The sequence below is a fragment of the Streptomyces sp. NPDC100445 genome, assembly GCF_044759735.1.
Lineage (GTDB): Bacteria > Actinomycetota > Actinomycetes > Streptomycetales > Streptomycetaceae > Streptomyces.
Genome location: NZ_JBIVZV010000001.1, coordinates 114,076 through 136,389, shown reverse-complemented (window position 1 = coordinate 136,389; position 22,314 = coordinate 114,076). Strand labels below are relative to the sequence as shown.

The 22,314-nt window shown below is 68.6% G+C and carries 21 protein-coding genes and 3 pseudogenes; 16 read left to right on the top strand and 8 right to left on the bottom strand.

Going from position 1 to position 22,314, the window contains the following annotated elements; genetic code table 11:
* Positions 1-84: 84 nt before the first annotated feature.
* The 3 genes and pseudogenes from ACIQVT_RS00535 to ACIQVT_RS00525 all read right to left on the bottom strand — a co-directional run.
* Positions 85-468, bottom strand: coding sequence for a hypothetical protein (locus tag ACIQVT_RS00535; RefSeq protein ID WP_403747952.1), 384 nt, complete (start codon positions 466-468; stop codon positions 85-87).
* Positions 465-984 (bottom strand): annotated as a pseudogene (locus ACIQVT_RS00530) (transposase). Before ACIQVT_RS00530 ends, ACIQVT_RS00535 begins: the two are co-directional and overlap by 4 nt.
* Positions 985-997: 13 nt before the next feature.
* Positions 998-1,462: pseudogene (locus tag ACIQVT_RS00525) on the bottom strand (winged helix-turn-helix domain-containing protein); the annotation flags it as partial.
* A 713-nt stretch (positions 1,463-2,175) separates the two neighbouring features.
* Here ACIQVT_RS00525 and ACIQVT_RS00520 point away from each other — a divergent pair.
* Entirely contained in the window at positions 2,176-3,381 is a 1,206-nt protein-coding gene (locus ACIQVT_RS00520; RefSeq protein WP_403745566.1) for a terpene synthase family protein, read from the top strand.
* A gap of 31 nt (positions 3,382-3,412) precedes the next feature.
* Here ACIQVT_RS00520 and ACIQVT_RS00515 read toward each other — a convergent pair whose 3' ends face one another.
* Positions 3,413-4,117, bottom strand: coding sequence for a hypothetical protein (locus ACIQVT_RS00515; RefSeq protein WP_403745564.1), 705 nt, complete (start codon positions 4,115-4,117; stop codon positions 3,413-3,415).
* Positions 4,114-5,358, bottom strand: coding sequence for a 2-isopropylmalate synthase (locus ACIQVT_RS00510; RefSeq protein ID WP_403745562.1), 1,245 nt, complete (start codon positions 5,356-5,358; stop codon positions 4,114-4,116). Before ACIQVT_RS00510 ends, ACIQVT_RS00515 begins: the two co-directional genes overlap by 4 nt.
* 143 nt (positions 5,359-5,501) lie before the next feature.
* Here ACIQVT_RS00510 and ACIQVT_RS00505 point away from each other — a divergent pair.
* The 4 genes and pseudogenes from ACIQVT_RS00505 to ACIQVT_RS00490 form a co-directional block, all read left to right on the top strand.
* Positions 5,502-5,801: pseudogene (locus tag ACIQVT_RS00505) on the top strand (DUF6042 family protein); the annotation flags it as partial.
* Positions 5,802-5,829: 28 nt separating this feature from the next.
* Complete coding sequence (locus ACIQVT_RS00500) at positions 5,830-6,360, top strand: hypothetical protein (RefSeq protein WP_403747949.1); 531 nt, start codon at positions 5,830-5,832, stop codon at positions 6,358-6,360.
* A 112-nt stretch (positions 6,361-6,472) separates the two neighbouring features.
* Entirely contained in the window at positions 6,473-6,682 is a 210-nt protein-coding gene (locus ACIQVT_RS00495; protein ID WP_403745560.1) for a hypothetical protein, read from the top strand.
* A 165-nt stretch (positions 6,683-6,847) separates the two neighbouring features.
* A complete protein-coding gene (locus ACIQVT_RS00490) occupies positions 6,848-7,150 on the top strand; it encodes a hypothetical protein (protein ID WP_403745558.1) in 303 nt (100 codons plus the stop codon).
* Between the two features lie 19 nt (positions 7,151-7,169).
* Here the strand turns inward: ACIQVT_RS00490 and ACIQVT_RS00485 are convergent, their stop codons facing one another.
* The gene (locus ACIQVT_RS00485) at positions 7,170-7,394 is read right to left on the bottom strand and encodes a hypothetical protein (protein ID WP_403745556.1); all 225 of its coding nucleotides are present in this window, start codon (positions 7,392-7,394) and stop codon (positions 7,170-7,172) included.
* 87 nt (positions 7,395-7,481) lie between these two features.
* Between ACIQVT_RS00485 and ACIQVT_RS00480 the strand changes: the two genes are divergently transcribed.
* From ACIQVT_RS00480 to ACIQVT_RS00445, 8 genes are all read left to right on the top strand, one after another.
* Positions 7,482-8,093, top strand: coding sequence for a hypothetical protein (locus tag ACIQVT_RS00480; protein WP_403745555.1), 612 nt, complete (start codon positions 7,482-7,484; stop codon positions 8,091-8,093).
* 695 nt (positions 8,094-8,788) lie between these two features.
* Entirely contained in the window at positions 8,789-9,739 is a 951-nt protein-coding gene (locus tag ACIQVT_RS00475; protein WP_403745553.1) for a hypothetical protein, read from the top strand.
* Between the two features lie 80 nt (positions 9,740-9,819).
* Positions 9,820-10,728, top strand: a complete 909-nt coding sequence (locus ACIQVT_RS00470) for a hypothetical protein (protein ID WP_403745550.1) — start codon at positions 9,820-9,822, stop codon at positions 10,726-10,728.
* Positions 10,729-10,743: 15 nt separating this feature from the next.
* The gene (locus ACIQVT_RS00465) at positions 10,744-11,769 is read left to right on the top strand and encodes an ImmA/IrrE family metallo-endopeptidase (RefSeq protein ID WP_403745548.1); all 1,026 of its coding nucleotides are present in this window, start codon (positions 10,744-10,746) and stop codon (positions 11,767-11,769) included.
* A gap of 147 nt (positions 11,770-11,916) precedes the next feature.
* Positions 11,917-12,198 (top strand): DUF3892 domain-containing protein, encoded by a 282-nt coding sequence (locus ACIQVT_RS00460; RefSeq protein WP_403745546.1) that lies wholly within the window; start codon positions 11,917-11,919, stop codon positions 12,196-12,198.
* Positions 12,199-12,305: 107 nt separating this feature from the next.
* Complete coding sequence (locus ACIQVT_RS00455; protein ID WP_362713991.1) at positions 12,306-12,566, top strand: multiubiquitin domain-containing protein; 261 nt, start codon at positions 12,306-12,308, stop codon at positions 12,564-12,566.
* Positions 12,541-13,710: a ThiF family adenylyltransferase gene (locus tag ACIQVT_RS00450; protein ID WP_403745544.1), complete on the top strand. Its 1,170-nt coding sequence runs from the start codon at positions 12,541-12,543 to the stop codon at positions 13,708-13,710. The genes ACIQVT_RS00455 and ACIQVT_RS00450 overlap by 26 nt, the downstream gene beginning before the upstream one ends.
* A 50-nt stretch (positions 13,711-13,760) precedes the next feature.
* Positions 13,761-14,108 (top strand): DUF6527 family protein, encoded by a 348-nt coding sequence (locus ACIQVT_RS00445; RefSeq protein WP_403747813.1) that lies wholly within the window; start codon positions 13,761-13,763, stop codon positions 14,106-14,108.
* A gap of 103 nt (positions 14,109-14,211) precedes the next feature.
* On the opposite strand, the gene ACIQVT_RS00440 is transcribed toward ACIQVT_RS00445, so the two are convergent.
* A complete protein-coding gene (locus ACIQVT_RS00440) occupies positions 14,212-15,264 on the bottom strand; it encodes a hypothetical protein (RefSeq protein ID WP_403745542.1) in 1,053 nt (350 codons plus the stop codon).
* A 282-nt stretch (positions 15,265-15,546) separates the two neighbouring features.
* Positions 15,547-16,410: a hypothetical protein gene (locus ACIQVT_RS00435; protein WP_403745540.1), complete on the bottom strand. Its 864-nt coding sequence runs from the start codon at positions 16,408-16,410 to the stop codon at positions 15,547-15,549.
* A gap of 159 nt (positions 16,411-16,569) precedes the next feature.
* On the opposite strand from ACIQVT_RS00435, the gene ACIQVT_RS00430 reads away from it, so the two are divergent.
* The 3 genes from ACIQVT_RS00430 to ACIQVT_RS00420 all read left to right on the top strand — a co-directional run bounded on the left by ACIQVT_RS00430 (position 16,570) and on the right by ACIQVT_RS00420 (position 22,242).
* A complete protein-coding gene (locus ACIQVT_RS00430; protein ID WP_403745538.1) occupies positions 16,570-20,913 on the top strand; it encodes a hypothetical protein in 4,344 nt (1,447 codons plus the stop codon).
* A gap of 131 nt (positions 20,914-21,044) precedes the next feature.
* The gene (locus tag ACIQVT_RS00425) at positions 21,045-21,371 is read left to right on the top strand and encodes a hypothetical protein (protein ID WP_403745537.1); all 327 of its coding nucleotides are present in this window, start codon (positions 21,045-21,047) and stop codon (positions 21,369-21,371) included.
* Positions 21,325-22,242 carry a hypothetical protein gene (locus tag ACIQVT_RS00420; RefSeq protein WP_403745535.1) on the top strand — a complete coding sequence of 306 codons (918 nt, stop codon included), beginning with the start codon at positions 21,325-21,327 and terminating at the stop codon, positions 22,240-22,242. The genes ACIQVT_RS00425 and ACIQVT_RS00420 overlap by 47 nt, the downstream gene beginning before the upstream one ends.
* Positions 22,243-22,314: the final 72 nt, after the last annotated feature.

The following is a 22,314-nucleotide window of genomic DNA, read 5'->3' as shown; positions in this document are numbered from 1 at the left end:
GCACCATCCGTCCACATCGCATCAGTGATCACCAACCGAACGGGCACATCCGATCAACTGATCTACCCATCAAAGAGACACGCTCTAGACCGCAGTGGCGGGCCGTCGTCCGCCGCGGCCTCTTCGGCTTCGGCCAGTGCCCGGTAAAGCGAGGCGACCGAAAGGTTTTTGCCTGTTCTTCCCGGTCTTGATGACCAGCTTCGTCGCGATCTCGGGAACGGGAACGCCTTTGTCCTTGACCGCGACGGCGAAGGTGAGCATGTCATCGTCGATGACCTTCGGCCGTCCGCCGTGGTTGCCCTTGGCCGCTGCGGTGACCTGTCCTTCGAGGGTCTTCTCCCGGATGTAGTTGAGTTCGATCTGCTCGGTGACGGCGAGCACGGCGAAGAAGATGGCACGCATGCCGTTGGGGTCGTAGATGCCGGTGAGCGGACCGGTTACCTGACTTTCAATGTGTGATGTCGTCATGGTGGTTGGCGTCGGAGGCCGGTGCCGGTGAGGCAGCCGTCGAGGACGTCGGGGCGGTACTGGAGCTGGCGTAGGCCGCGTCGGATGGCGGTGATCAGGTCGTCGGGGTCGGCGAAGGCGCGGTTGGCTGTGGTGGTGCGTCGCAGTACCGACCAGATGCCTTCGACCGGGTTGAGGTCGGGTGCGTAGGGCGGGAGTTGGTACACGGTGAGCCAGTCCCGTTCGGCGATATAGCGGCGCATGCCGGCCGTCAGGTGGGTGTTCAAGTTGTCCCAGACCAGCACGATCGGGCCGCCGAGTTGCTGGTGCGCGGTGTGGATCAGGTCGCGGTAGTCCTTCCAGGAGAAGCTCTTGCGACCGGGCGTCCGGGCACGGCCGGTAGATCAACCGCGAGGGTTCGCCGGGTTTGTAGCAGGCCAGGGCGGCGACGGATAGCCGGCGGCGGGAGCGGCCCGGCACGCGCACGACAGGGGTGTGGCCGCGGCGGGACCAGGTGCGGGTGGTCGGCGGCGTCATCGAGAAACCGGCTCGTCCTCGAAGACGAGCCAGGCGTCGAGCGCCGCCACGGTCCTTCCACGTGAGGCCAGGTCTCCTTCACCCAGCCGGCCACCGCCGCCTCGTCGCGCTCCACCGCCCGTCGGGCGGGGACTTGGCAGCTCCAGCCGTGCCGCTTGAGCAGCGCGGCAACACCTTGGACGGTGTACTTCTTGTGGAACCGGCGCCCGATGAGCGTCTTGATCCGTGACAGGGTCCAGGTCTGGTCCGGCCAGCCGTGCGCCACCGGCCCCTTGGCCAGCTCCTGCTCCAGCACGACGAACAACTCGTCACTGCGCAGCGGTAACGACGCGGGCCCTTCGGAGGCCAGAGCTCTCGGCCCGTCCTGGGACCAGGCCTTGCGCCAACGCTGTACCGACCGGACGCTGACCCGCAGGTCGTGCGCGATGACCGCGCTCTCATAGCCCAGGGCGAACCGCGCAGCCGCGCCCATCCTCAATTTCTCACGGAACCGTCAGCCCTGCCGACACCACCCTTTGAAGGTCAGTAGTACTCCAGCAGCGGATCGTGTCCTGAGCTGCGTTTTCGGTAGTGGCAGCGGCGGGCGATGGCCTGGCGGTGTCTTCTCCAGGCTGACCAAGACAATTTCAGTCTTAAAAGGCGTCATTGACTCAGTTTCGGCGCCGGGAGAAGACCGCAGGCCGCACACGCAGCATCGCGGATGACACCGACGGAAATCCCCCTTGCATGCCTGGTGACCGCTGCGAGCAAGCAGGACCCATCACCGGCCAGGCCCTCGCCCGGACGGGAAACGGTCACGTGCCTAGCACGTGCACCACGACCGCCCTTCGAGCACGTTCTGGAGCGGTGAGCTTCACCCTGGCGGCTGCGTGGCCGGCGGCCTTCCGGAGGCATACCGAGAGGGACTGCGCCACCGCACCTTCGAACGAGCGGGCGCGGCAGCGTGACGGTGGGACCGCTGCAAACCTCGACGCGGTCGTATTCAGCGCATCGAGTGGCGGAGCGGGAGTTCCGGCGACCGCGTGACATCTCAGACGATTGAATGCAGCAACGACGCTTTGGAGTTGAAGCTGCCCCACGCCTCCTGACGGCCTCATTCCGCGTGCCCGTTGGTTCGGTCGAGGGCTCGTTGAGGAGGCTGTACGCGTCATCCCGCAGACCGGGCAAAGTTACTGAACTGGATGATTGATCATGGCGCGCGTTCTCACACTTGATGACCTGAGCTCTCCTGCCGTCCGAGACAGCTTCCCGGTCCCCGCGGTACGCGATTTCGCTGTGCCGGGGGCGAGCCGGGAGGTCCCCGAGATCGTCTGCCCGTTCCCGGAAGTGGGGATCCATCCGGAGGCGGAACGGCTCAAACGGGACAATTTTCAGTGGATCGTGGAGACGGGGATGGCACCTCCTTATCCGGGTGTGAGCGAGGAGGAGGTGCTGGGGCGGCTGCAGCGGCAGCGCATGCCGGACCTTCACGCCCGCATGTGGTGCGACGCTCCGAAGTACGAGTACCTGGCGCTGGCCGACAAGCTCCTGACCTTCTTCTGGGTCCTCGATGACTTCATGGACGAACCCCGCAGCGATGAATACCGTGCGCAGCAGGTCGAGTACGTCCAGGCGTTCAGGCCGATCCTGTGGGCAGGGGTCCCCGGCCCCTGCCGGGACCCGTGGGGTGCGGGCACCCTGAACACCTTCGCCGAGCTGTGGGCACAGGTGCGTGCCATCTCCCCCCTCGACCAACTGAAGCGCCATGCGAGCGTGATCGACAACTGGCTGAACGTCTCCATGGATGAGAGCGGGGCGGTGCGGCATCAGCGCCAAATCCCCACGACAGCGCACATCCTGGGTAAGTTCATCCAGGTCCACGGGATGGACATGTTCATCCCCTGGAACGAGATCGCGCTCAACGCCTTCCTGCCCCAGGACGTCTACGAGCACCCGTCCGTCGCCGACACCCACGTGCGCTTCATGAACAGCGTCTGCTGGTACAACGACATCTACGGCTTCAACCGGGACATGGTCTCGGGCGAGGTCTACAACCTCATCGCGGCGATGATGGCCCATGAAGGCAAGAGCTCCGTGGAAGCCGTCACCTTTCTGGTGGACCGCATCAACGCCGACATGACGGCGCTCGACTACATGGCACAGTCCGCGGGCAAGGACGGCGTGGCGGATGAGCGGCTGGAAAGGTACACGGCCGGCATCAAGAAGGTCGTACGGGCCATGCTCGAATGGCATGTGACCACAGGAAAATACGACTGGCAGGAAGTCTTCGCTCCCGGCGCGCCCACTGCCTCCCCGGCCCGGCCCGGACCGGGCCGCGTCCCGGCAGGGCCCACCGGCCTGGGCACGTCCGCCGCTCGCCTGCTCGCACACCTCCCTGCCCGACAACCACAGCGTTGACCCGCCCGCACCTGCTGGGCAGGGGGGACGGTCAATGCGGGGCGGAGCGGCGGTGTTCCGAGCCGGCGTACTTGGCCTGAAGGCCGGTGAGATATTGCTCGGCGGTCGGGTGCGCGTAGTCCTGGGCGCCGTGACGGTGGAGGTCGAGGCGGCCGTCGGGGTGCACACGCAGGGTGGTGGTCGCCGAGCGGGGCCGGCCGTCGTGGTCGTTCCCGGCACCGGTGAAGGAGGTGCCGTCGAGGACGGGCGTGGCCGGAGGGAACATGGCGGTGGCTTCGGCAGCGGTGGCGGCGGGCGGTTCGCCCGTGCGGTTGGCGCTACTGACGTAGAGGATCGGGAAGTCCGTCAGGACGGGGAGCAGGGGCGTCCAGCGGGCGCCGAACAGCAGGGTCCAGCCGTCCTGACTGGCCGGTGACAACCAGTCAGGGAAGCGGCCGCGGGGGCGCAGCGGTACCAGCAGGGTCACGCGTTCCTCGGCGAGCAGCCGACGGGTAAGGGCCTGGAGACGTGCGTCCAGATCAAGGACATCGTCGAGCGCGGCGCGGGTGCGGGGGTCGTGGGCCCACAGCGCGACAGCCTGGTCGGGCGGACGTGCCTTGGCAAGATTGACGGCCTGCGGGTCGGTGGCGGCCACCACGTAGGTCAGCGGCGCGGGGTTGGGCAGGACCACCGCCCCTCCCTGGCGCAGCGCACGGCGCGCACCGTCGGCATCCACAGTGCCCGATTCGACGTTCATCGGGGCCCTTCCAGGGGCTCGGTACACAAACCGTCGAGGTAGCTGCTGAAGACGCCGTCGTCCACGACGGCGTGGCCGCGGCGGTATGCGTACCGTTTCACCCACCCCGTCGCGGCGCGCACTTCGGTGTCGTCGAGTTGGTGGCCGAGCCTGGCGGCAACCGTTTTGACGACGCGGGCGCTGGCCAGTTGGGTGAGGACCACACTCGGCTCGATGCCCAGCAGTGCTTCGGGGTCGAAGGGCTGGAACAGGTCCGGGTGGACAAACGGTGTACCGGTGGAGATCGTGCCGACCCCGCTGCCGACGATCGGTGTCGTCACGCTGAGCGGCACACCGGTCTCCCGCGAGACCATCCGAGCGATGCCGGGCAGCCCGGTGAGATCGGGTGCCGTCCACCACGGCTCGGTTCCGGCGCCGAGCAACTGCGCTGCACGCCCGGCGTGGTGGGCGAGGATGAACAGCAGTTGTTCGGTCGCCACCATGCCGCTGCGTTCGGCGATACCCAGCCACGAGCTTGAGAGGACCCGCGCTCCCGCCCCGAGGGCTTCCAAAGTGTTGGCCAGCCCCAATCCCAGGTCATTGTGCAGGTGAGAGCCGAGGACCACGCCGTCGCCGACCGCACCGCTCACCTGCTGGAACATTCGTGCCGTCTCGGCCGGCAGTTGCTGTCCGACGGTGTCGGCCAGCAGGACGATTCCCGCATCGGCCTCGGTGAGGGCCGCCGCATACGCGGCCATCAAGCCGTGGTCGGCACGGGAGGCATCCGCCAGGCATACGTCCACCGCCACACCGTCATCCAGGCCACGGGCCTCCTTGACCAGCGCAACACCCTGTTCCAGGGCTTCACGCGCCGGAAGGTGGGTCATCACCTGTGCCATTGCCTCAGACACGGGCACGACGACCATCACCCGGGCGTGCGCGGTGCCCTTGACTGCGGCGACGGCCTGACGCACATCCTCCGCCCTACCCCGGCACACCGCAGCGACGCTGACCATCCCTTCGGCCTCCACCGCGACCTGCCGCACCGCCTCGAACTCCTCGGCACACACCGCCGGAAAGCCCGCCGCAAACACCACATGGCGATGCCCGTCGCCGCCGAAGATTTGCCCCTGCGCCCGCGCAAGCCGCACCCGGAAGTCCGAGCTCATGAGCGTCTTCGCTTGCGCTCCGTCCCGCGCCGACTCCTCCCACAGCACCACCCGCCCTGCCAAAGCGGACTCCCGCACCACATCCTCGCCCACCGCGCACCCCGATCTCCCGCACGGCTTGCGGCCAGCACGGCTCTCACACTCCCGCCATCGGCGAGTAGTCACAAACGCACTCTAAATGATCACGGCATTCGAGGGAGGGCATCTCCTGATTCCGGCGGCCCGTACGCAGCTACATGCTCACCTGTCGGTCAAGCATGGCGATGCACAACGACTGGTGTTTGTCGGGCTGGGAGCATGTCCTGCCCCGTCAGGGCTTCCCGCTGACCGTGCTGATCGGGACGGCGTGCCAGCCCGGTTTCACCGGCTTCCTGGACGACCTGGTGCACGAGATCTTCGACGGGCACTGGGACATGATCGGCGGCGACCTCGACGACGCGCTCACCTTCTCCTGGCCGGATGAGGAATGGGACTACGAGGCTGCGCCGGAGGGCCGCGAGGCATGCGAGGCGGCCCGCTGGGAGCAGTTCAGCGCCATGCTGACGACAGCCGCGCGAGAGCCGGATGCGGCGCCTGGAGCAGAGCGCCCGCCGCTACTTCGCCGGCACTCCGTACCCGTGGGCTGGGTTCACGGCCGTCGACTACCACCGGGCGGTGCCGGTGGTAGTCACCGAGCTGGAGCGGATCTGTGCCGACCCGGCCGGGGCAGCGGGCAGGGTGTGGCGGCGGCTCGGGCGCGAGGAGTGGCAGACGCTGAGCGAGGTCCTGGACAACCCGGACGGTGAGCGGCTGTACTGGGTGGAGGAGGAGCAGTCCCGCAGGTGGCAGGCGGAACGCAAAGCCGCGGAGCGTGAGGCGCAGCGGCCGGTGTGCACGCGGTGCGGGACGAAGTTCACCGACGAACGCTGGCAGTCGGTCATCCAGACCTCATGGCGAAGCACCGGGGACAACCTGTGCGGGCCGTGTCGGCAGGAGGACGTCGACCGGGCGGAGGCTGAGCGCGTCGCGCGCCGCGCGGCGGAGGAGGCCGCGGTGCGGGAGGCGGCCGAAGCGGACCCGAAGAAGAGCCGCGGCCTGTTCGGGCGTCGCTGGTAGGAGCAGGACGCGACGCTAACGAACTCGGTGCTCTACGTTCCCGCCCGCTCGGTACCGCGACCGCGTCTCCAACCGGGAGACCACGTGCGGCCGGGCGGAAAGGACCGTCACCATGACCTTCATCGAGCCCGGCCTGTACGTACGCAACGGCTTCGCCGAAGGGCCGCTCGCCGACGCCGCGCTGTCCCGTGCGGCCCGCGCCGGGCAGCTCCTCGACGCTCTGCGACCGACGGCCAGCTGCGCGACGGCGTGTACCGGGCGCTGCGCCGCTTCACCCAGGAGCAGCCGCCCACGTGCCAGGTCGACAGCATCACCGCGCTGATCCGCAGCGGGGCGCGCATCAACTGGCCCGCCTCCGACCGTCTGCCCTGTGCCTGACGCCGGTCCTCCGGGAGGGCGCCCCCGCGCCTTCCCGCAGAACGGGAGAGGCCGCGCTGTCGGTCGCCGCCGGCCTTCCGCTGTCGGCGGTAGCTGGGAGGCTGGTCGGATGAACGCCGATGACGATCAACTGCTGCGCGGCCGGGTGTACGGCCGCGACCACGACGCCCCCAACCCGGGCCCGCTGCCGCACCAGACGTACGCCGCGCTGGTCGGCGGGCCGCTGGACGGGCTGCTGCTCGACATCACGGGCTGGCGGCCGGAAGAGATAGACGACGGTGTCGCCCTGATGACCGAGCTGGGGCGGTGGCCCGGCGGCCGGGCGCTGTACGACCCGCTCCCAGACGAGCCGCGCCCGGCAGCCGGCCCGGGTGTGGTGTGCCGCTTCCACTACTCCTGTGAAACACCCTGACGCCCGCCGGCGTTCTCGCTTACGGCCTGCCGTCGGTCAGTTGGGCGGCGGTGTTCTCGATCCACAGCAGCGTCCACTCGACTCCGGCCCGCCACCCGGGTTCCGCGCTGTCGTAGCGACCTTCGGCGTCGGTGCGGATGTTGGCGGCAAGGGTGCAGAGGTCCTTTCGCAGTCCCTGCCGCTTGGCCGCGTCCATGGCCTGGATCATCTCGTCGGTGATGTCACCGGGTCGCAGTGCGCTCATCGCCCCACCTTGGACGACGTCCCCCGCTGATGGCCATATCTCCGGGACGCTGACCTGTGACGGGTGGTGGCGACAGCGTCCTGCCTCATGACCACCACCGACACGATCGCGGCCCTGGCTCTGGCCGTCGCGGTCGTCGCTGCCGTTGCCGCCCTCGGCTCCTGGAGAGCCGCGCGCAACGCCAACGGGGCCGCGCAGACCCTGTCCCGGCTCGAGCAGCAGCGCCTACACACCGACCTCACCCCCGTCTTCCACTGCACGATCGTGGCCAACGAGGCCCGCTCCACCGCCATGCTGCGGGTCCACCTCGAAGGCCCGCCCGGCCTGCTGTCCCACGGCACCGTCGAGATCACCGCGTCCCTGCGCGACGACAACCCGCACCGAGGCGACGGTCCCCAGCTCGCCGGCGCTCCGACTCCTGAAGAGGTCCGCGCCCACATCTGGGGGCCGTGGAAGTTCAGTGCGGACGGACGCGACGACACCGGCCGGACAGTCGCCCCGCAGCAGCTGGCGATCGGCGAGTGGACGCGATACGGCCTGACCCCCACCACCCCGCCGCCCTGGTCGACGACCACCACGGACGCCTGGCACCGCGACTACGCGAGCGAACCGGTGCGCCTGAGCATCACCGCCAGGTCCAAGGGCAGCGAGTGGACCGTGCCGCTGGAGGTCCCCGTCACCATCGAGACCGGCTCCTGACCACGGCAGATCAGGAGTCGGTGATGTGGTCGAAGCCGCTGTTGCGGCTCTCTTGGAAGTGAGCAGTCCCGGGGCGCTGACCAGGGTGTTGCTCAGATTCAGAGAGCGGGTCCAGCAGAAGTTACTTATGGGTAACTATAGGGCTAAGGTTGAGTGCAGTGCTCGGCAACGTGGTTTGACGTGCGCTTTTGTGGAGGGTCTGCGTCGCCTGCTCAACGGGAGCGTTGACTGCTCAGGATTGGGGAGCCGCCGGTAGTGGTGGTCGAGGAGTGCCGGTACTGAAGGCGCGCGGTGCCTGCAGCGCAGGCCGTGGCGGCAAGCTCTCGGACGATCAGCGGTTGCCGGCCGGCGACAAACTCGGCGTCTGGGGTGCAGGGCGACGCTGATCTGGTGGCGGGTGCTGCCCCGGCGGTGGCGCGATGGCGAGGACGACCCCACCGGAGACGGCCTTCACTCGGTGGTGGGGCCGCTGGTGGGTTCCAGAGAATGCTCATCGGGAAGGGCCTGAAGCACGGGGTTGATGGCGCCGGCCGATCGGCCGGAGGTGCCCAGGGGTATCGGTCGGCTGGGGGCTGTTGCACAAGCACGGGGACTTTGGGCGCGTCGCGCACCCGGGGGTTGGACGTGGGTGTATGTAGAGCCGAAGCCCCGCGGCTGCAGGCGCCGGGCGGGGAGCAGGGGATCGGGGGTGGCTCGTGGCAAGCGGGGCTTTCGAGGAGCTGCAGACCGGCGGGTTCGGGCCGGCCACGTTTGATCTGTTGCGGCGGTTGGTCCACCAGGTGCGCCGGGCCTCCGGCTTTCCGCCCCCGGAAGGGCACACTGTCTGGAGCGACGACGCGGCCTACGACGTGATCAGAGCGATGGTGTCCCAGGAAGGAGCGGGACAACGGTTCGTGACTCTCTGCTTCGCCCAGGCCGCCGACGAGGCCTCTCTGGAGCGACTGTTCCTCACGTCGATCAAGAACTTCCTTATCGATGAGGCGAAGAAGACACCGCGGGGCAAGCTCCGGCGCCGCATCGCCCGCTTGATGAACGAGGACACGGCCTACCGCAAGAGCAGCGGCTCACCGCCGCGTTGGGCGCTTGCCGACCATGCCGAAGGAGCCGTGTGGCAGGGAGATCTCGACGGTCTCATCGCACAGGCGGCACGGGTGACAGGTGTCGGCATCACCAGATGGAACCACTCCGGCCCCACCCCCAAGCAGACGGTCCACGCCCTCAAGACCATCCTCTCGTCCGTGCTCCAGTACACCCAGGGAGCGGTGCGGGAGGAAGACCTCGCCAAGGTCCTCGAGGCCCGGTTCGATCTCCTGGCACCAGCCCGTTTCACCGCGCTGTACGCCGATGAAGGGAGTGTCGCCGAACTCGTCGACCAGCACGCGGTCACCACCGCACCGGATCCCACGGGGGTTGACGGAGTGGCCGAGGATATCTGGCAGCGCCTGTCACCCAATGAACGCCTGCTGCTTCCCTACCTCGACGAGGACGCCCATCACGCGGCGCAGCTGCTGGAGATCGGGCAGGCCCATGCGGCTGCTGTCCTGTCGAACCTCAAGACAACGCTCCGCACCGCCCTGTCCGCGGACAGCGACCCCCAGGCAGTCGTGGCCGCCCTGCTGCGGCGCTGCGGGGAGGGTCCTTCGTGAACAGCCCCAGTTACGTCGTCTGGATCCAGTGAGAAGAGAATGCGCTGATGGACCACAGCCGAGGAGACGGGGGAGACGGTATGAGCTCTGTCAACATCACTGCCTACCAACGGCTGGTGGCCACTGCGGCGGGACTGAAGGTGCCCGACGCCGTCCGCCAGGTGGCCACCGCACCACCCCAGGACCCGCAGCCCGGCCAGATCTGGCGCGCAGTATGGGACGACACTATCCAGCTGCTGCTGATCACAGCGGCCGGCGACGATGACACCCTGCGCGCCGTGCCGGCCTCGTTCGAACGGTACGCCGACCCCGACACCCTGCTCGTGCCCGCCCAGGCGACCACTCTGGAACAGCCACTGGCCCTGTGGTGGGGCCTGGAGACCACCCTTCCGTGGTGTGTGCTGGACCGGCAGGTCAGCGAGCTGACCAAGCGTCCTCCCGCCCTCACCGCCCGCACGCTCGCCGACGCCGTGCCCGGTACGCAGTGGGGGAGTGGCACAGTCTCGTCCGCGCCAGCCAACGAGTATCGCGCGGTCCTGGCCGACCAGCTCGCGCTCTTTGCCTCGGCACGGTGGGTACCTCAGGGATCGGGAGGCCTCAACCAGCTGCTTTGTGACCATGGCATCACTGCCCCGCAGCTCGGGGCCGAACTGCAACTGCCGCCGCCCCGGGCGCTTGCCGTCTGGCGGGGGCAACTGGCCCTGACCGCCGAGCAGGCCGCCACACTCGCCGAACGCCTCGGCCAGTCGACCGGCCAGCTGCTTGCAGCCAACCCCGCCCTGCCGCCCGTCGTCGTGCACGAACTGAACCGCCCCCTGCGCCGCAAACAGGTCAAGGCACTCGCCGCTCAGCACGACGAGAGCGAACGCGAGGCCCGGCTGCGCGCCGCCTACGGTATCTACACGCTCGCGGCACGCGACGACGATCGCACGCAGCCGAACTGGACGGCACGCACGGACCGCTACTTCGAACTGCGTCTGGGCGAATAGGGGGGGGCAGACCGCGTGGTCAACTACGTGCGCGCCGGCGCCGCCCGGGCCCAGGCCGCCGCGATGATCCAAGAACTCGAAGCGGCCCGTCCCGGCGCGGTCGCGCGCCTGGCACACGGCGCCCTCGCGGAGCTGAGAACCTGGCCCGAACTGACCGTCCTGGAGGTCGAGGAGAATCTGACGGAACAAGGGTGCAGCGTCGCCGGAGCGTACGACTTCGGCCCACCACCGCACCTGTCCGTCGCCACGTCCACCAGCCGTGCACGGCGGGACTTCACCGCCCTGCACGAATTGGGCCACCACCTGCAGAAGAACAGCTTCGCCCTCATGGAGCCCTTCGGCAGCGAACCCGACGGCGGCCTCCTGCTTGAGGACGCGGCCTGCGACGCGTTCGCCGCCGAGATCCTGCTCCCCGCGCCCCTCGTCAGCCAGCACCTGGACGCCAAGGGACCCACCGCCTCAACGATCATTCAGCTGTGGCGGGCGAGCAACGCCTCCCGCATGGCGGTCTGCGTACGAGCCGCCCAGCATCTCCCCGCGCCCGGACACATCCTCCTTCTCGACTCCACAGGACACCTCGCCTTCGCCGCCTCCCACGGCCTTCCGCCTCTGCGGCGCGGCAGCTTCCAGGGCGACATACCGGTCATCGACCGTGCACTGGCCGACTTGGGCCACGCACGAGGGCTGACCCAGGTCCGCTACCGCGACGGCATCCTCGGACGGGAACTGCACACCGACACCGCGCCCATGGACGGCTACCTCGTCGCCGTCCTCGTCACGGACTCCGCCCCCTGGCGCGCCTTCACCCCACCCACCCGCGACACCGGCCCGCACTCACGCGACTACATCTGCGCGAACTGCGACGAGGAGTACCGCTCCTTCGCCCCCGTCTGCGAGCGCTGCCATATACCCCCGTGCCCCGACTGCGGCCGCTGCGCCTGCCCGCCCCGCGTCACCGAACGCTCCTGCCCGGGCTGCTTCATGCTGCACCCGCCCTCGATGTTCCCCTCGGGCAGCGACCGCTGTCTCAACTGCGACTGACGCCTCGCCACCCCCATCTGCACCACGGTCACCCTTACCCGCGAGTTACGTCGTCCGTCCCAGGCGAAGCACCCCACCCAGGGGTGATCACGGAACCCGGGCGCCGGCCGCGGGCGCCGTCGGAACATCGCCGGCAGGAACAGAACGATGGCTATTCAGATCACCGCGGTGCGGCTGTCCGGCGGCACCATGCATGAGCACATCACCCACCTGTGGTGGACCGAGCAGGAGTCCGGCAAGACCGGCGACAACACGCGGGCGCAGATCGTCGCCTGGATCGAGAACCAGGCCGGCAAGGCCTTCACCAGCGACCGGGCCGGACACCGGACGGAAGTCGCCGTGGTGACGCCCGCCCGAGGCGAGAAGTACCTGAGGACCCGCGCCGACGGCGTGTGGACCAACAACCTCCTTGCCCTTCCCCGGCGTTGAACCGCCACACCCCCACGACCGTCCGGCGCGCCGCCCCCTTGCGGTGGCCCGCCGGACGCCCCCGGGCACCTCCGGGCGGACACACGAACTTTCACCCAGGAGAACCCATGTCCCAGGACAACCACGGGCCCGCGCCCGTCACGATCATCGTCAACGCCCGACCGCACACCTGGGAGGCGAAGGAGATCACCTTCGAGCAGATCGTCGACCTGGCCTACCCCGGCCAGCCGCCGAACGACCAGGACACCTACACCGTCCAGTACAGCCGCGGCCACGACGGCCACGGAACGGGCAGCCTCACCGCCGGCCACAGCGTCCAAGTGAAGAAGGGGATGGTCTTCGATGCCTACCGCACTTCTCGCTCGTGACGCCGACCTGTCCCGCCTCCTCGACGACGGCTACGACATCGTCGTCCACGCGGGCCACATCATCGTCCGGCACATCCCGTACGTCACCGAGAACCGCACCGTCGAACACGGCTTCCTCGCCTACCCCGTGACTGTCAGCGGGGACCGCCTGGTCTCCGCAACCGACCACCGTATCTGGTTCAGCGGCTCCGCCCCCTGCGACGAGCACGGCCGCCCCCTGCCCCTGGCCCATACGGATACCCGGGTGATCGCCGAGGGCATGCAGGCGACCTTCATGCTCTCCAGCAAACCCGGCCCCGACGGCTACCCCGACGAGTACACGAAGATCACCGCGTACGCGAGGATCATCGCCGCCCAGGCACAGGCACTCGACCCCTCGGCCACCCCCACTCCCGGCGCCGCGTGGCAGGAGGCCGAGGACGACAGCCCCTTCGTCTACCGCGACACCGCCACCTCCCGCGCCGGTATCGCGGCCGTCCACCGCCGCTTCCGAGGACAGCGCATCGTGATCGTCGGCCTCGGAGGCAGCGGAAGCTACATCCTCGACCAGGTCGCCAAGACCGAGGTCGACTCGATCCTCCTCATCGACGGCGACACCTTCGACAACCACAACGCCTTCCGGGCCCCCGGCGCCCCCACCCTCGACACCCTCCGTGCCCGCCCGCCCAAGGCCACCTACTTCGCCTCGCTCTACGCGAACATGCACCGCGGCGTGTCCGCCTGCGAGCAGTACCTCGACGAGGACAACCTCGGCCTGCTCACCGGGGCCACGTTCGTCTTCCTCGCCTCCGACGACGCCGCGGGCAAGCCGGCGATCATCGACTGGCTCGAAGCGCACGACGTACCGTTCATCGACGTCGGCATGGGCATCGAAGAGATCGACGGCCGCCTCAGCGGACTCCTGCGCGTCACCACCAGCCTCCCGGGCCGCCGGGACGCGGCCCGCCGGCGCATTCCCCGGCCGGCGCCCGAACGCGACGCCTACGCACGCAACATCCAGACCGCGGACCTGAACGCGCTCAACGCCGTCCTGGCCGTCATCCGCTGGAAACGCTCCATCGGTATCTACGCCGACGCCACCGACGAGAGCCACACGACGTACTCACTGATCACCAGCGAGATCGCCAACGAGGACCTGCCGTGACCGCGCACGACACCCTGCGCCCGGTTTTCACCGAGACCTTCCCCCCGACGATGGACGCAGGGGTGTTGTACGTCTCGATCCCTTACCGTACCTGCGGTCACCTCTGCTGCTGCGGTTGCGGCCACGAGGTCGTCACACCACTCTCCCCGGCGCAGTGGTCCATCACCTACGACGGCGAGAACGTGTCCCTCGCCCCCTCGATCGGCAACTGGGCGCTACCTTGCCGGTCGCACTACTGGATCCATGACGGCCGTGTCCGATGGAGCCGCCGCTACTCTGCGGCAGAAATCACCCAGAACAGGGATCGTGACCGCCGCCTGCTGGACCAAAACACCGCAGAGCACAGGCCAGGGCCGCCGACCAGGCTGCGTCGCCTCCTGCAATGGTGGCGCCGGTAGGCCAACGAGCGGGCGCGGCAGCCGACGAGCCAACCGTCCCCACTTGCGCGGACGGCGCCCCCTGGGTGTTGCCGGTGGCGGCGCGCCAGGGGTGGGTAAGCCGTCAGCCAGTGGTGCGTGCGGTAAAGGCAGTACGCCCCTCGCCCGGCTGATCGGTCCATGCGGACCGGGTCTGGAAGATCCAGCAACGCAGTGACAGGTCGGCGAGGCTGTCGATGAAATAGCGGTCGGCCAGCACGGACCCAGGCGGGTGTGTCTCCCGCGCGCTCATCCATTCCATCAGCACGCCGGCAGCACTTCGTGCCAGCCACGGCTGATCCCTCGCCGCACGTGTCTGGCGTCCTCCGGTCGCCCGCGTCCACACCTGGTCCATGTCATCGAGCACTTCCCTGCGCAGGGCCTGCAGGTCCTCGGCGCTGATCCGCACCAGCTTCTCGAGGCGTTCCTGGGGCGACGTCGTCTCCTGGCGGCCCATCTGCGATACGTGGCAGACGGCCGCGTAGTCCCAGACCGCGAGGCAGTCCTCGGCGATGTCGCAGTCCAGATGCAGCGCCGCCGTCAGATCGGTCATGAAAGCCGCGTCCGATTCAGGGAGCCGCCGCCTCTCCAGACCCACCAGAACCCCCAGCAGGCGGGCGTCCACCTCTTCGCGTGAGGACCGGGTCAGATCGTGCCGACGCCGGAGGTTGATGCGCATCTGGCGTATGGCCCTGCTGTTCTCGGCCAGCGAGATTTTCGCAGCAGCCTCGGCTCGCTCGTATTCGTTGTCCATCTCGGCAGCCCACGGCGGCGGGACCTGCGCCTGCACGCGTTCCACCTGCTCTTCGTGCTGCACACGGTGCTTGAAGTAGACACGCGCCAGCGCGGTCTTGAGCGCGGCCTCGGGAACCGTGACTCCCGAGAAGAAGGCAAGCAGGGCCAGATCGTCGTAGGAGCGTCCCGGCCCGGCGTGCCGGGCCAGAGCACAGACCAGGTCTTCTGTACCTTGCGGATAGACCCGTTCGTATCTCCCAGCTCCCGCAGCACGCCGGCAAGGGCTCGGGATCAAGCCATGATGGCGCCAGCGTTCCAACTGGCTGGCGCTGACCGGGAAGCCGGACGCCGCCGCCGCGTCCATGAGCTTGAGCTCCGCCTGGGCGGGTGCAGTTCGTGGCATGGACGAAACGCTACGCAGACGGCCGGCACATTTTCGGGCCGCTACTGCGAGGACCGGTGGGACTCTTCTCGGGCGACGGCAGGAGCCGATTCCCCCTTTCAGAGGCGGTTCACACGGCACACGACAGCCAACTCCTCCAGGAACGCGGCTTCGTCCTCGGGCCTTCCAGCCGACGTCGCGGTGAGCAGTTTGCTGCATGCGCGCGGCTTGGATCTGTGCCGTATCGACAACGGTCCTGCGGCTGGCATGCCTTTAGAGATGCGGGCTCGGCAGTACGGTTGCTCAGCCGGTGGCGGCCTTGGCGATCAGGTCCGCGAGTGGTTGCTGGGCAAGGTAGCGCACGACGGAATGCGGTTCGGCGACGCCGTTGCGGACAGCTTCGTCGTGTACGTCCGGTGCTACGTGGGCCAGGCCGCGTGACTGCGCGACCACGTCGCCGGCGGCGTGGAGGTTGAGCCACTGGATTCCCTGCGGGATCCGAAGAAGCCCGTCGTGGCCCAGGGAGCGGCGAATGGTCGGCCAGGCCAGCGGCGAGCCACAGGTGACCAGGTACTGCAGGCCGTCCGGGCCGGGACCGATGTCCTGGCGTGTCAGAATGTCGAACACGATGACACTGCCCAGGGAGTGGGCGATGACCACGCGCGGCCCGGGACGGTGCAGCTCCTCGGCGACCAGGTCTCGGATGGGGGAGCCGTAGCCGTCATCGTCGTGGAGGTAGCGGTAGACCTGCCGGATGATCCGCAGCAGCCACTGTCCCGTGCCCCGGCCCGCTTTCTGGTCGACGGCCACCAGCACGTGGGCGAGTTGGCGTGGGACGTAGGGGATTCCGAGACCGAGGGTGTCGACGGGCAGGGAAGCGGTGTCCACGCCGTCCGGCAGGTAGGGATCGAGCGTGTCGAGGATGAAGGCTTCCTCCTCGTCCGTGACCGGGCTCTCGTCCACCCACGTCTCGTCCTCGCCGGGGCCCAGATGCTGCGCCTGATCGCGGAACAGGCGCCCGTAGTGGGACACCGTCAGGGGCGGGATCGGGCAGTGCGCCCCGTGATACCGCCGCAGCCCCCGGGCCAGGGCCCCGCTCCAGTCGGCGGAGAGCTTCATGGCGTTGGTGTTTCCCTGCCAGATGCCATGGACACCCACGATGTGCATGCTTACCCGATCCCCCGAAACTGTGGTCCGCTGCCCTCGCGCGCGATCCTATCGGGGCCGGATCCACCGCTCCCGGGCCCCCGGACCGGCCACTTGGGGCCTGGGAGTAGGCGGCTAGAGTTTTCCCTTCGCACGAGCGCGGGTGAGGGAGTCCCCACAGTGGAAGCGGCAGCACGTCGGCTGGTGGTCATCGCCGTTGACGACTACGGACTCCAGGACGACAAGTTCGCCGCCGGCATCGGTGACCAGGTGGCGACTGTGACCGGCTGGCTCGCCCACCCTGACCTGGACGACGAGCGGCGCTTTGACCTTCGTCATGCCGACCAGCTGGCCTCGGTGACAGATCTGCGGGCCTTCTTGGACGGCGAGTGTCTGCCCGAAACTCCATGGGACGAATCACTCGTCGTGTACATCACCGGGCACGGGGTGGCGGGCCGTTCCCAGCGGCACTACCTCACCTTCGCCGGCTCCGACCCCGACCGGCTGCTCACCACCGCCTTCCCCACCAGCGAACTGATCGCCGCGGTCCTGGACAGCGACGCCGAGCACGTCCTCGTCCTCGTGGACTCCTGCTTCTCCGGCGTCCTGAAACGCGAACTCGCCGCCCTCGTCGAAGACTTGCGCACCGCCCGGCGCCGTCTGAGCAGCCTGGCGGTGATCACCAGCGGCGACTCCACCCAGAAACCCCGGGTGGGGGAGTTCACCCAGCTGCTGCAGCGCAGCCTGGACCTCGCCCAAGACGAATCCGCCGGTTTCACCGCCCCCCATCTGTCGTTCGAGGAGTGGGAGAAACTCCTCAACACCGCCGCCGACGAGAACCCCGAATTGCTGCGAGCCCTGTGGGTGGCTCCTGACTCCCGCCGCGGCAAGCCGAGCCTGTGCCTGCCCAACCCCCACTACCGCCCGCCGGAGCAACTCGTCGCCCAAGCCAGACGTTCGCTGGCACTGACCGCCCCCCTGGCCGAGTACTGGCTGTCCAGAGCCTCCGGCCGCACCAGCGACACCGACCCCGGCTGGTACTTCAGCGGACGCACCGCCCTCATGCAGTCCCTGACAGTCTTCGTCACCGACGGCACAGGTGTCATGGTGGTGACCGGGGCTGCCGGATCAGGCAAATCGGCGCTCCTCGCCCGCCTCGTCACCCTCAGCGACCCGCTGTTCATGACCGAGTCACGCTTCGCCCACACGGCGCAGCACATCCCCACCGACCTGCGTCCACGGCCAGGTGCCGTCGACGCTGCCGTCCTCGCGCGGGGCAAGTCAGCACTGGAACTGACTGACGACCTCCTTGCGGCCTTCGATCTCACCGCCGCACGCGAAGAGCCCCCGCTGCAAATCCTGCTCAACCACTTCACAGGCCTCGAACACGACGGCGCCAGCACCCCGGTCACGATCGTCCTCGACGCACTGGACGAGGCGGAGCAGCCCCTCGCCTGCCTGTCGGACGTGGTCGGACCCCTGGCATGGCTACGCCACCTTGACGGCTCGCCAGCCGTCCGGCTGGTACTCGGCATGCGCAGCTCCGCCATCGACGACACCAACAGACTGCAGGACACTGCAGCCGACCAGCTCCTGGGAGCCCTCCACACCGTGCTGCAGCCAGGCATCGGCCACGATGAGGTACCCCTGACACACCTGCGAACCGACGGACCGGAAACCGCCGACGACATCGCCGCCTACGCACAAGCCCTCCTGCAAGACCACCCCGACAGCCCCTACACAGCCCAGGACACCCTCACCGAGCGGACCGCCCACGCGATCGCCGAGGCAGTCACCCCGTCGTTCCTCGACGCCCGCCTCGCCGCCACCCAGCTGCGAGACGCCCCCGTACTGCAGGACGTGAACGACCTCCAGTGGCGCTCCCGCCTGCAAGCGGGAACCACAGCACTCCTGCGAGACGACCTCGCGCGCGTCGCCCGCGACCACCACGTCGCCCCCGCCCTCCTGCTCGCCGTCCTGCGCGCCACCGCGTTCGCCCAGGGCAACGGCCTGCCCTGGGCAGAGGTCTGGCCCGCCGTGACAGCCGCCGTCCTGAACCCCGACGTGCCCGGCCAGCACGACATCGACGCGGCGATCCGCCTCGTCCAGCACAGCCGGCTGATCGGCTACCTCACCACCAGCGAGGAAGACGACCGGGCCGTCTACCGGCCCATCCACCAGCGCGTGGCCGAAGTCCTCCTGAAACAACCCCACTCCCTGACCCACGCGGCACACGAACCCGACCCCGACGAGCAGCAGCGCATCCACCGCGACATCGCCGCCACCTGCGCGGAACTGGCACGCGCGGCCGGCCAGCTCGCCCCCCACCCCTACGTCCGCCGCCACACCATCGCCCACGCCCACGCCGGCCGAACCCTGACCGATGACGTCATGCCGCTGCAACTCGCCTCCAGGGAAAGCTCGGGAACACTCCGCGCCCGGCTGGGCCTGCCGCTGCCCACCGGCGACCCCTCCCGCAGCGTCCTGACCGCAGCGGGGCTGATCGAGCCCTACGTGGACGAGTCCACCGACTACCTCTCCCGGCTGAGCAGCATCCGCTTCCACCTCGCCGCATCCACCGATCCCGGTCTCGACCCGCTCCCGGCGCCCGACTACAGCCAGGCCGCCCCCCACCTGCCCCTGCAGCCCGTGCACGCGCCATGGCGGCCCCACACCAACGTCGTGGCCTCCCCTTCCGGCAACGTCCACGACATGTGCGCCCTGCGCACCGCAGACGGACGGAGCCTGATCGCGGCCGGCACCCGGCACGGCATCGGAGTGTGGGACAGCACCACGGGACAACAGCTCGTGCACATCCCCACCAGCTCCGTGTACTCCCTTGCCGTCGCCATGGGATCCAGCGGCCGCCCCTTCCTCGTAGCGGGTACCACCCAGGGAGCTGCGGTGTTCGATCCGCTGTCCGGACGCCTGCTGGCGTCCCTGAACCGCAAGGGCACCGGGACGGTAGATGTCCTGGCTGACGGTCCACGACGCTGGATGGTCGCCGTCCGCATCAACCGCGAAACGGTGCTGTGGCAGCCGAGTGAGGACCTTGTCCACAGCGTGAGCTGGCCAGACGAAACCAAGCCCGCCGCACGGAACCTGTGGGCATCCGACGCCCGCGGACACCGCCACCGGCTGTGCCGCACCTACAGCGGCTATCTGGCGCTGGTCGACCCGCTGACCCAAGACACGATCATGACGGGACTCGCGAACAGCTCCGAACGCACCGTAGCTGCTGCGACCGGCTGCTCCGGCCACGACGTACTGGCCATCCCGCGCCGCCGGGAAGTCCAACTCGTCAGTCCCTTCGACAGCAAGCCCCTTGCACCTCTGCCCGTCGAAGCCACCCGGATCGCCAGCCTCGACGGCCTCAACCACCAGACGATGCTCGCAACCGTGACCAACGACGACGTCACCGTGTGGCGGCTATCGGAACAGATGCCGCGGCATATGGGCCGCTACCCCGCACAGCTTGGGACGATGCTGCTGAGGGGAGATCCCGGCCGCGGCGGGCGGAGCTGGAAGCTGGCCTCCGCCGGCCACGAAGGCATCCTGCTATGGGACCGGACAGACGGCCGCCGCTATCAGCGCAGATCCTCCCAGCCGTCTTTGGCCAACGCCCCCAGCACACCGAGGCTGATGAGCGTTGTTCACCGGGACGCCGGAAACGAACTCCTCGTAGTGGCCACGGGCCACACCGTCGCTCTGATCGACCCCACCACCGGAGAAACACTGACCGAGCACACCAGCCGCCGCCCTGTACGGGCCCTGCAAGCGATCCCCGGCCCCAATGAGGAAGCCGTCGTCGTCCTGGAACACGACAAAGGCATCGAAGTGTGGAACGCAATACGCGATCACATCGACCCCGTGTCAGGGCCGTTGCGCCGTGCCGTCTGGTGTGTGGTCCGTCTGCCCGACGGCGACCCTGCTTTGGTGATCGGCGACGGGATGGGTCTGTCCGCGATGAACCTCACCAACGCAACGATCACAGCAGACCTCGCCTTCCCTCACCGTCTGGAAATGAGCGCGTGCCTCGCTCTGCCGTCCCCCCACGCCACCACCGCGATCCTCTGGGCTGAGAGAAAGTCAGGGCTGCTGCTCTGGGACCCGGACAGCAACCAGATCACCGCAAGCACCGCCGCCGTGCCCCCCTACCTCAGACACACCGCTCTCACCCCGGTCTCTCTCACCCCGGATCACCACATCGTGGCTGCAGCCACCTCTCACGGCATCACCCTCTGGGACAAGGCAACCTGGAAACCCCTGCAGCACATCGACACGTCTTTGACCACCGCCATGATCTCGCTCCCGCACAAGAACGGATCCTCAGTCCTCGTCACCGCAAGCGGCACCGGCGTCCGCTTCTGGGACCCGCAGACAGGGGATCTCATCCACTCACTGCTCACCGCAGCACCCGTGACCAACCTCGCCCACACCAGCGTTGACGGCCATACACTCCACCTCGGCGGCCCCGCCGGCCTGGCCACGCTGAAATGGATCCCCAGCGCTGCCAGCTCATGACCACAAGGCCACCTCCGTCACCCCCGAACGCAGCGATGGCTAACAGTGCAGCACAAGGCCTGGGCATGGACGGTGGGACGGAGGATGCACCGTGGCTTGTCCGCAAGGATCCGTACGCCGAGTATGTCGGCATGATCGAACGTGACCATGCGCCGAACTCCGGGACCGGACTGCTCGGAGCGAACTTCAGCCGCCGCAACCGCCAGGCGCCCACCGACGACCATGCCGGCACCGGCCGGTGGATCGCCATCGACGAGTCCAGCTATGACGGTGATCAGCTCCACAACGGCGACCGCTACATGATCCTGGGCTCGGTGGCCATCGACGATGCCGATGCCGCCGCGGTCCTGGACACCCTGCGACGCGAGGCGGGGATACAGAAGTCGGCGCCAGAGATGAAGTTCCAAAAAGATGTTCGCCGGCGGGGGAGCCAGCCAGCGCCGCCGGCTCCTGGGTGAACTTCTGGCCACCGGCGGGCCGCTGCGCGACCGTGCTTCGGTGTATGTGATCGACAAGCACTACTTTGTCGCGGCCAAGCTCGTCAGCCTCCTGCTGGAGGAGCGGTTCAACGCCATCGGCTACGACATCGTCAGCAGCGGTGTGGCCCGGCAGCTGGCCCTGGACCTGGCTACCGAAGGGCCCCGAGCGTTGGGCCGTGACGGCTTCGACCGGCTCATCGCCACGGCCGTGGGCTTCTTCTCCAAGAGGAATCGCACGGGCGACCACGTCAGCGTCGACGATCTCTTCACCGTCTTCCGGGAGTCCCACGCCTATGCCCGCCGGCGCAAAGCGCCCCAGGCGAAGAAGGCGGCGAAAGTCCTGGAGTTGCTGCGCACGACCCGCCCAGAAGCCGAGGAGTTCGCCCGTGAGCGTCCCGCCGAGGCCACACCGACCGGAGAGCACGGACTGCTCGACGACTCCATGGACCCCCTCGTCACGGCCGTGCCCACGGTCATTCTCCACGCCTCGATGCGCTACGGCGGCAAGCTCCAGGTCCTCGCGGACGACCAGCGGCTGCTGACCGATGACAAACTCGACGTCCTGGAGCGAGGGGCCATGGCCGTGGGAGTCGTCCACGGTCTCATCAGCGGCAACCACCTCGAAAATCTGGTCCGGGGCCGTTCGGTGGACCACCCCTCTCTCCAGCTCGCTGACCTGGTTGCGGGCGCGGGCCGGGCGGTTGCACGATGGCACGACGGACAGGACGATCCTGCCGGACACGACCTTCATCCAGTGATGGCGCCGCTGGTGGATCCCGGCGGTCTGCTGATGGACGAAGAGCCCGGGGATTTCGCGAGGGCCGACACCAACCGCGTGAAGCGCCGCTGACGTCGGGGCTGCTGTCGCCCCAGCTCAAGTTCGGCCATCGCGCAGTGTGAGCGGGCCGGCCCGGTGGTTACC